This is a genomic window from Mycobacterium sp. TH-M11 (assembly GCF_057473725.1).
Genome location: NZ_JBYCLD010000275.1, coordinates 1 through 4,704, shown reverse-complemented (window position 1 = coordinate 4,704; position 4,704 = coordinate 1). Strand labels below are relative to the sequence as shown.

Sequence of the window (4,704 nt, the reverse complement as noted above, 5' to 3'; positions counted from 1 at the left end):
CGCGACTGGCCCGGTTGGGCCAGATCAACGACCACACCCGGATCTCGCTGGGCCGCATCATCGGCGAACAGGCGCACGATGCCCCGCACGGTGAATTTCTGCTCTTCGACGGACGCGTCCATACCTACGAGGCGGTCAACCGTCGTATCGACAACGTCGTACGCGGCTTGATCGCGGTCGGGATCCGGCAGGGCGAGCACGTCGGCGTGTTGATGGAGACCCGACCCAGCGCGCTGGTCGCCATCGCCGCGCTGTCGCGGTTGGGAGCCGTCGCCGTTCTGCTGCAACCGGACGTCGACCTGGCGGCCGAAGTACGGCTTGGGGGAGTGAGCGAGATCATCACTGACCCCACCAATCTCGAGGCCGCACGGCAACTACCCGCACAGCTGTTGGTCCTCGGTGGCGGTGAAGCCCGTGATCTGCACCTGGCCGATGACGCCAACGTGATCGACATGGAGAAAATCGACCCCGACGCCGTCGAATTCCCGGCCTGGTATCGGCCCAACCCGGGCTACGCGCGCGACATCGCGTTCATCGCGTTCAGCACCGGCGGCGGGCAACTCGTCGCCAAACAGATCACCAACTACCGCTGGGCGTTGTCGGCTTTCGGCACCGCCTCCGCGGCGGCGCTGAATCGAAGCGACACGCTGTACTGCCTCACACCCCTGCACCACGAGTCGGGCCTGCTCGTCAGCCTCGGTGGTGCGGTGGTCGGCGGCACCCGCATCGCGCTGTCTCGCGGACTCAAGCCCGAACGTTTTGTTTCGGAGCTCAACCAGTACGGCGTCACCGTGGTCTCCTACACGTGGGCCATGCTCCGAGACGTCATCGACGACCCGGGTTTCACCCTGCGCGGCGACCATCCGGTCCGGCTGTTCATCGGCTCGGGTATGCCGACCGGTGTGTGGCAGCGGATCGTCGATGTGTTCGCGCCCGCACACATCGTGGAGTTCTTCGCGACCACCGACGGGCATGCCGTGTTGGCTAACGTGGCCGGCGCCAAAATCGGCAGCAAAGGCCGGCCGCTGCCGGGAGCGGGGCGGGTCGAGTTGGGCGCCTACGACGCCGAGCACGATCTGATCCTGGAGAACGAAAACGGACTCGTCCGCGTGCCGGATGCAAACGAGGTCGGTGTGCTGCTCGCCGAGCCACGCGGACCGATAGATCCGAGCGCCTCAGTCAAGCGCGGTGTCTTCGGTCCCGCCGACACCTGGATCTCCACCGAGTACCTGTTCCGCCGCGACAACGACGGTGACTTCTGGTTGGTGGGCCGACGCGGTTCGACGGTGCACACCGAACGCGGCATCGTTTTCTGCGAGCCGGTCACCGATGCGCTCGGGTTGATCCCGGCGGTCGACCTCGCGGTGACCTACGGGGTGCCGATCGACGGTCATCAGGTCGCGGTGACCGCGGTGACGACGCGACCGGGTGCCACGATCACCGCCGCCGATCTCACCGAGGCGGTCGCCGCGATGCAGTTCGGACTGGGCCCCGACATTGTGCATGTGGTGCCGCAGATGAAGCTCAGCGCGACCTACCGCCCAACGGTGAGCGCCCTGCGCGCGGCGGGGATCCCCAAGGCAGGACGCCACGCGTGGTTCTTCGACGCCGAGGCAAAGCAGTTCCGGCGCCTGACCGGTCCGGCACGGGCAGAGTTGTCCGGTGAGCATAAGCTTGGGAGCGAACGTGATTGACGAAGAGTTGCTGAGCATCCTGGTGTGTCCCTCCGATCGAGGACCGCTTCTGCTGGTCGGCGACGTGCTCTACAACCCACGGCTCCGGCGGGCCTACCGCATCGAAGACGGTATCCCGGTGCTGCTGGTCGACGAGGCGATCGAGATGGGTGACGACGAGCACGCCCGGCTCATCGCGCAGGCAACGCCGGCAAGTCCCCAGTGAGGTAACGCTGCAGGTTCGGGGCGATGGTGTCCGCGATCTGCCGAGCCGGGAGCGACGCAAAAGGCTCCAGCTCTAGGATGTAGCGCTCCATGACGATGCCGACCAGAACGCGGATGAGTCCGGTGCCGGGCGGACTGTCGACTCGAGAGCCCACCTCCACGCCGATGACGTCCTGGATGAAGGTCCGGAACAGGTCCACCTCCGGGCCCGCCAGGACCGATCGCAGCGTGGCGATGAAGCTCGTCCCGACCTCGGAGTCCCAGAGCGTCAACAGCATTGACGGTATGCGGTGGCCAAGTTCTTCGACGGGCGCTTCGCGTAAGGGGCCGATAACGTCCATCGGGTCGATCGGGATGTGGACGGCCGCGGCGAAAAGTTGTTCTTTCGTGCCGAAGTAGTGATGCACCAAGGCCGAATCCACGCCTGCCGCGATCACCGCAGTGACGACCGTGACGATCAGCGTCGATCGAACTCAGTTTTGTGTCAATGAACGTCGGAGGCAGAATCTGGCCGATGGGCGGTGACGAACTCGCCGTCGACCCGGTCGAAGCCGCACATCGACTGCTCGGCGCAACCCTCACCGGGCGTGGCGTCGTCGCGACAATCGTCGAGGTCGAGGCATACGGCGGCGGACCCGACGGGCCCTGGCCGGACGCCGCGGCACCTTCGTACCGCGGGGTGACCGGCCGCAACGCGGTGATGTTCGGCCCTTCAGGCCGGCTCTACACCTACCGCAGCCATGGCATCCACGTCTGCGCGAACGTGGTGTGCGGGCCCGACGGGATCGCGGCGGCGGTCCTGCTCAGAGCGGCAGTCGTCGAGGCCGGTTTCGATATCGCCGAATCCCGGCGCGGGCCGTCGATCCGTACCCACACGCTGGCACGTGGGCCGGGGAATCTTTGTTCCGCTGTCGGAATCACCATGGCCGACAACGGAATCGACGTGTTCGACAGCCGCAGTCCGATACGGCTGAACCTCAACGACGCGCCGGTAGCCACGGCGGGACCTCGCGTCGGCGTCAGCCAGGCCGCCGACCGGCCGTGGCGGCTGTGGCTGCCCGGACGGGCCGAGGTCTCGGCCTACCGGCGCAGTCCGCGGGCGCCGATGCCGGGCGCAAGCGATTGAGTCGGGCGCGCCCGCGTGGTAGGCGCCACCCTGATGCGAGAAGATTGGTGACCGTGGGCGCTGAAATCATTGACGAGCTGGGCTGGCGTGGGCTGATCGCACAGTCCACCGATCTCGACGCGCTGACCGCGGCAGCCGCCAAAGGCCCGATCACGCTGTACGCCGGCTTCGACCCCACCGCGCCCAGCCTGCACGCCGGACACCTGGTGCCGCTGCTGGCACTGCGGCGTTTTCAGCGGGCCGGCCACCGGCCCATCGTTCTGGCCGGCGGCGCGACCGGCCTGATCGGCGACCCGCGCGAAACCGGCGAACGAACGCTCAACACCACCGACACCGTCCAGGACTGGACGGGTCGGATTCGCGGACAGCTCGAGCGTTTCGTCGACTTCGACAGCTCATCGACGAGCGCCATTGTCGAAAACAATCTGGAGTGGACCGGCGCGATGTCAGCCATCGAACTGCTCCGCGACGTCGGTAAACATTTCTCGGTCAACGTCATGCTAGACCGCGACACCGTCAAGCGCCGCCTCGAGGGCGACGGCATCTCCTACACCGAGTTCAGCTACATGCTGTTGCAGGCCAACGACTTCGTCGAGCTGCACCGGCGCCATCACTGTGTCCTGCAGATCGGGGGATCCGACCAATGGGGCAACATCATCGCCGGTGTTCGGTTGGTGCGCCAGAAGTTGGCGGCCTCGGTCCATGCGCTGACCGTCCCGCTGGTGACTTCCGCCGACGGGACAAAGTTCGGTAAGTCCACCGGCGGCGGAAACCTGTGGCTGGACCCCGACATGACCAGCCCGTATGCGTGGTACCAGTACTTCGTCAATACCGCCGATGCCGACGTCGTGCGCTACCTACGCTGGTTCGCCTTCCTATCGGCCGACGAGCTGGCCGAGCTCGAGGCGATCACCGCAGAACGGCCGCAGCAGCGGGCGGCGCAACGCCGATTGGCCCGCGAGCTCACCACGCTGGTGCACGGTGAACAGGCCACCAAGGCGGTCGAGCATGCGAGTGGAGCACTGTTCGGGCGCGGTGAGCTGAGCCGGCTGGACGATGCCACCCTGCGGGCGGCACTGCAGGAAACATCGATAGCTGAGTTGAAGCCGGGAACACCCGCCGGCATTGCCGATCTGCTGGTTGCCAGCGGGCTGGTGCCCAGTAAGGGCGCCGCGCGACGGACGATCGCCGAGGGCGGGGCATACGTCAACAACACCAAGATCGAGGACGAGGCGTGGACTCCGCAGCCCTCCGATTTCCTTCACGGACGCTGGCTTGTGCTGCGCCGCGGCAAGCGGAACATCGCCGGGGCCGAGCGGGTCGATTGATCTTGAGCGAGCGCAAACAGGCCGTCTAGCAGCGTGTTTGACTCCATGTTTCCTGTCGCGTAACTTAATCGCGTCGCCGCGACACGGTCAGCCCGTAGAGCGCGGCGATGTCCCAGAGGGAAATTTCACTTCGGTGGTTTTCCTTCCACGTCCGCAGAACGAGTGAGCGGCTTTAGGCCGCGGGTCTTTTTGTGCGGCCGGCGGGGTGTTGTTTGAGAACTCAATAGTGTGTTTGGTGGTTTTGTTTTTGTCGTTGTTTTTTGTCATGCCTCCTGTTTTTCCCGTTTGTGGGGGTGTGATGTTTTTTGATGCCAGTTTTGGTGTCTGTTTTGCTGTGATCGGATTTTTCTGA

General features: G+C 65.5%; 5 protein-coding genes and 1 pseudogene. 4 read left to right on the top strand and 2 right to left on the bottom strand.

The annotated features are described in order from the left end of the window. Nucleotides 1–1,694 (top strand): AMP-binding protein (locus AC2VOG_RS11535; RefSeq protein WP_486940030.1); only part of this gene is annotated, 1,694 nt, incomplete at its 5' end. Further along, entirely contained in the window at nt 1,687–1,899 is a 213-nt protein-coding gene (locus AC2VOG_RS11530) for a Trm112 family protein (RefSeq protein ID WP_486940029.1), read from the top strand. The genes AC2VOG_RS11535 and AC2VOG_RS11530, both read left to right, overlap by 8 nt. Here the strand turns inward: AC2VOG_RS11530 and AC2VOG_RS11525 are convergent. Beyond that, nucleotides 1,865–2,350, bottom strand: a pseudogene (locus AC2VOG_RS11525) (TetR/AcrR family transcriptional regulator); the annotation flags it as partial. The gene AC2VOG_RS11530 and the pseudogene AC2VOG_RS11525 overlap by 35 nt on opposite strands. 62 nt (nt 2,351–2,412) lie before the next feature. Here AC2VOG_RS11525 and AC2VOG_RS11520 point away from each other — a divergent pair. Beyond that, entirely contained in the window at nt 2,413–3,024 is a 612-nt protein-coding gene (locus tag AC2VOG_RS11520) for a DNA-3-methyladenine glycosylase (RefSeq protein WP_486940028.1), read from the top strand. Between the two features lie 53 nt (nt 3,025–3,077). Continuing rightward, nucleotides 3,078–4,352 carry a tyrosine--tRNA ligase gene (tyrS, locus tag AC2VOG_RS11515; RefSeq protein ID WP_486940027.1) on the top strand — a complete coding sequence of 425 codons (1,275 nt, stop codon included), beginning with the start codon at nt 3,078–3,080 and terminating at the stop codon, nt 4,350–4,352. Nucleotides 4,353–4,439: 87 nt separating this feature from the next. Here tyrS and AC2VOG_RS11510 read toward each other — a convergent pair. Next, on the bottom strand, nt 4,440–4,704 hold a 265-nt coding region (locus tag AC2VOG_RS11510; protein WP_486940026.1), incomplete at its 5' end, for a hypothetical protein.